This window comes from Anaerococcus lactolyticus S7-1-13, from assembly GCF_000758765.1.
In the GTDB taxonomy this organism is placed as follows: Bacteria; Bacillota; Clostridia; order Tissierellales; family Peptoniphilaceae; genus Anaerococcus; species Anaerococcus lactolyticus.
In genome coordinates, this window is record NZ_JRMW01000003.1 from 1 (window position 1) to 5,021 (window position 5,021).

The following is a 5,021-nucleotide window of genomic DNA, read 5'->3' on the forward strand; positions in this document are numbered from 1 at the left end:
CAAATATCCAAGAAAAAAGTGATGAGCAGAATAGTTTTAACTATTCTGCAACATCACCTTAGAATGGGCAAGATAAGTTAAAAGAATTTTATAAGCATCATTTGCTTGAAAGGGAGGAAGGTCTTGCTCATTATCCTTAATTTTAGCAAACTTTTTTCTTATCCAAGTAGGTGCCAAGTAGAAAACCAGCACCGAGACAAGCAAGGAATACTAAAATTATTTTATCTTTTAAAACGAGGCTAGTATAAGCTCCAACGGCACAGCCTAGCTGGGTGAAAAGCATCTTGAACGAACTAAAATCGTTTTCTTTATAGTCAAACATAGGGATTCCTTTCTATGAAAAATCACACTCACGTCTTCTAATTATCTATTTACTTAGATAACTTATTGATACTTATATTCTACCATACTTTTATTACTTTATCAAGATAATATGGTGAGAATATTTAAAAATTACAAAAAAATCCCAAAAGCAAATTAATGCTTCTGGGATAAGAGTTTTAGATTTTAAGATTTTTCTTAGTTCTATGATGAGATTTCTACAGTTTTTGCGATCCCATCTTCTACATAGATTATCAAAGCAAGGCCAGTATCCTTGCATTCCTCTAAGTACTTGAGGAAGTCTTCTTTGGTGAATTTTTGGGCAGGGGCCATGCCACCTACAGCTTGGAATTCGGTTTTGTCATTAATCACAAACTTATGGTCTTCTTCGTTTTTAATTTCTTCGACCTTTTCATAGTTGTCAGGATCTTCGTGGTAGTCAAAGGAGCCTGAAATTACTAGCTTATCATCTTCGATTTTGTAGGCATAGGCTGTAGATGTGATATAGTCATCTGCCTCGCCTTTTAGCTTGGCTATGAGGGTTGTGACATATTTTCCGTCTTTTGTGTGAAGGTTTTTATCTTCGCTTTCCTTTTTATCCTTATCGCTATTTTCTTTTTTATCTTCGGTATTTTCTAATTTAGATTTGTCTATATTATCTTCTGCTGGTTTGTTTTCTTTATTCATATCTTCATCAGCTTCTGCTATTTGATTTTCTGCATTTTTGTCTGTTAAGCCCATTTGTTTTCCATCACAGCCTACAAGGCTTAGGGCCAAGAGTGATAAAATAACTGGTTTTAATAATTTATTTTTCATATTACACCTCTAGTGATATTATACCCCAAAGCTGAGAGATAAAACTTAAAAAAATTTTAAGCCTTCATTTGTAGAAAGATTTTTATTTTGTTCCAAGTTTTCTTATTTTACCAGAAATTTTCAAAAAGTTATAATCAATTATAGGTTTACAAGTTTTAAAAATTCAAAAATGGATATAAATAATAGTGAGAAAAGTGTTTTAAAAGCTAGGTTTTAAATGTGTTTGGTTAAGCTTTTTAACCTTGCTAGACGATTGTTAATTAGGACAATTAACTTTTAGCTATTTTTGAAGAAAGGAGAGTTTTGGCAAACAAATTTATAAGATATTTGTCATAAAAAATATATTTGACAAAACGTTTTCTTAAGGCTACAATAGTAGTATAAGGATAATAATGTAAGGAGGATTATATGCTTTTTAAGACAACAGAACAACACGAAGAGCTCAGAAAAAAAGTCAGAGCTTTCGCAGAAGAGAAGGTAAAACCAATAGCCTTTGAACTTGACCAAAAAAACGAATTTCCTGATGATATAGTTAAGGAAATGGGTGAACTTGGACTTATGGGTATCCCATATCCAAAGGAATATGGTGGAGCTGGTCTTGATGTAATTTCTTATGCAATTACAGTAGAAGAATTATCTAGAGTAGATGGTGGTGTTGGTGTTATTTGCTCAGCTCACACATCTTTAGGTAGCTGGCCAATCTTTGCCTTCGGTACTGAAGAACAAAAACAAAAATATCTTGTTCCACTTGCTAAGGGTGAAAAAATAGGTGCTTTTGGTCTAACAGAAGAAAACGCTGGTTCAGATGCTGGTGGTACAGAAACAACAGCAGTTCTTAATGGCGATCACTATATATTAAATGGTAAAAAAATCTTTATCACAAATGCTCCAAAGGCTGATACTTATGTAGTATTTGCAGTTACAACACCTGGTATAGGTACTCATGGTATTTCAGCATTCATCGTAGAAAAAGAATTTGAAGGATTCACCTTCTCTGATCACTATGACAAATTAGGTATCAGATCATCTTCTACAGCTGAATTGCATTTTGATAATGTAAAAGTTCCAAAAGAAAACCTACTTGGTAAAGAAGGCCAAGGTTTTGCTATAGCTATGGCTACCCTAGACGGTGGTAGAATCGGTATAGCTTCCCAAGCCCTAGGTATTGGACAAGGTGCATATGAATCCGCCCTTGCTTATGCAAAAGAACGTGAACAATTTGGCATGCCAATAGCTCACTTACAAAGAAACACATTTAAACTTGCTGATATGGCAACATACTTACGTGGTGCAAGACTTATGATTTATTCTGCTGCAGAGCTTAAAGAAAATCATGAAAGATATTCTGCAGAAGCAGCTATGGCTAAACAAGTTGCATCAGATTTAGCAATGAAGATTACAACTGAAGCAGTTCAACTTTACGGTGGTTCAGGTTTCATCAAGGGTGTTGATGTAGAAAGATTCTTCAGAGACGCTAAGATTACACAAATCTATGAAGGTACTAACGAAATCATGAGAGTAGTAGTTGGTGCTCACACTGTAGGACGTGCTCCAAAGATGCAAAGAGCTGGCTCAAAAGGCAGTGCTGCTCCAATAGCAGGCGTTCGTAAGGGTGAAATCTTCGAAGGAGATCCAAAAGAAGCAGTTAAAAACCTAGTAGCAGCCCTAAAGAAAGACGGTTATGACTTTACTATTGGTATCGACCCAATGACACCAATTGCTGAAGCACCAAGAGTAGTTGTAGCAGGTCGTGGTATAGGTGAAAAGAAAAATATGAAACTAATAGAAGAACTTGCTCACCAAGCAGGTGCAGCTATTTCATCATCTAGACCAGTAGCAGAAACCTTAAAATACGTTCCACTAGATAGATATATCGGTATGTCTGGTCAAAGCTTTAAAGGCAACCTCTACATCGGCGTAGGTGTATCAGGAGCTGGCCAACACTTAAAGGGAATGAAAGATGCATCAACAATCGTTGCAATCAACAACAGCAAAAACGCTCACATCTTCAACAACTGTGACTACGGTATAGTAGGCGATGCTATGGAAATTCTTCCACTATTAATCAAAGAACTTGATAATGGCCAAGAAAAGAAACCAGCACCACCACAACCAAAAATCAAGAGAAGCAAACCAAGAAAGATGGCTCCAAAAGAAGACATTTATGTAGACTTAGGTTCAGGTTATGAATATGACCCTAAAGTAGGAGATCCAACTCAAGGAATCGAGCCAGGCACTCCATTTGACAAACTTCCTGACAGCTGGGTATCACCTGTTTCTGGCGAAGCCAAAGAAGAATTCATTAAAATGGAATTCCCAGCAGATAGAAAGTAAGTAGGAGGAAATAATGTATACAGTTAGAAAAGTAACAGATGATTTATATTATGTAGGTGGAGACGACAGAAGATTAGCCTTATTTGAAAATATATTTCCAATACCTGAAGGTGTATCATACAACTCCTACCTATTAATGGATGAAAAAACAGTATTAATCGATGCAGTAGACTGGGCAATCACAAGAGAATACATGGTAAACGTAGCAAGAGTCCTAAACGGCAGAGACCTAGACTACTTAATCGTTCACCACATGGAACCAGACCACTGTTCATCAATAGAATTAATGCTACAAAGATATCCAAACCTAAAAATAATTTCTTCTGAAAAAGGAATTATGTTCATGAGACAATTTGGATATCACGTAGATGACAGATATATTGAAGTAAAAGAAGGCGACACAGTAAGCTTTGGTAAACACGAATTCACCTTCGTAGAAGCACCAATGGTACACTGGCCAGAAGTATTAATGAGCTATGACTCATACGACAAGGTCCTATTCTCAGCAGACGCCTTCGGATCATTTATCGCAAACAACGGTAGACTATTCGCAGACGAAGTAAACTGGGACAGAGACTACCTAGACGAAGGACGTAGATATTACACAAACATCGTAGGCAAATATGGCACATTCGTACAAAAAGCCCTAGCAAAAGCAGGTGGTCTAGACCTTAAATACATCTGCCCACTACACGGCCTTGTATGGAGAGACAACTTCGGCTACATCATCGACAAATATGTACATTGGGCAACCTATGAACCAGAAGAAGAAGGTGTCCTAATCGTATATGCATCAATGTACGGCAACACAGAATTTGCAGCCCAAGCTTTAGCAAGCAAGCTATGTGAAAGAGGCATGACCAACATCTCATTAAGAGACGTATCAAGCACACACGTATCAACCCTAATCGCAGAAAGCTTCAAATACTCAAACATCGTCCTAGCATCAGTAACCTACAACCTAGGCATCTATCCAGTAATGCTCAACTACCTAGAAGATATGAAAGCTCTAAACCTACAAAACAGAGCAGTATCAATCATCGGTAACGGAACATGGGCTCCACAAGCAGCAGAAAAAATGGAAAAATTCTTAGACGAAGAAATGAGACTAATGGACGTCCTACCAGAAGGTCTAGATATGGTATCTTCACTAAAGAAAGCAAAAGAACCAGACATGGATGCAATGGTAGACGGAATCTTCGACTCAATGAAGAAGAGAAGAGAAGAAAAAGAAAAAACAGCTTCTCAAAACAAAGGCAAAAAATAAATAAAAAACTAAAGGCGAGGAAATCCTCGCCTTTTTGCATATTGTCTAAAAATTTTTGTCGCCGACTGCTATATTAACACTTAAAGTAGTAATAATGAAAATTTTCTTATTTCAAATACTTACAAAATTTGTAATTGTATTTTTTTTAAGTCATGTTATTATTTAATTAACAAAAATGAGGAGGATATTATGAAAAAAATAATTAAAATCATAGCCCTAATATTGATACTAACAGCCTGCTCATCTCAAGGCAAAGTCAAAAATCCTGCCACCCAGGAATACA

4 protein-coding genes are annotated in these 5,021 nt (G+C 36.3%); 2 read left to right on the plus strand and 2 right to left on the minus strand.

What is annotated here, in order from left to right:
* Positions 1-142 precede the first annotated feature (142 nt).
* Positions 143-322, minus strand: coding sequence for a hypothetical protein (locus HMPREF1630_RS00135; RefSeq protein WP_037325901.1), 180 nt, complete (start codon positions 320-322; stop codon positions 143-145).
* Between the two features lie 203 nt (positions 323-525).
* Positions 526-1,137: a hypothetical protein gene (locus HMPREF1630_RS00140; protein ID WP_037325902.1), complete on the minus strand. Its 612-nt coding sequence runs from the start codon at positions 1,135-1,137 to the stop codon at positions 526-528.
* 408 nt (positions 1,138-1,545) lie between these two features.
* Between HMPREF1630_RS00140 and HMPREF1630_RS09285 the strand changes: the two genes are divergently transcribed.
* Both HMPREF1630_RS09285 and HMPREF1630_RS00150 read left to right on the plus strand, forming a co-directional pair.
* Positions 1,546-3,471, plus strand: coding sequence for an acyl-CoA dehydrogenase family protein (locus HMPREF1630_RS09285; RefSeq protein WP_081931839.1), 1,926 nt, complete (start codon positions 1,546-1,548; stop codon positions 3,469-3,471).
* Positions 3,472-3,484: 13 nt separating this feature from the next.
* A complete protein-coding gene (locus HMPREF1630_RS00150; RefSeq protein WP_037325904.1) occupies positions 3,485-4,738 on the plus strand; it encodes an FprA family A-type flavoprotein in 1,254 nt (417 codons plus the stop codon).
* Positions 4,739-5,021 lie beyond the last annotated feature (283 nt).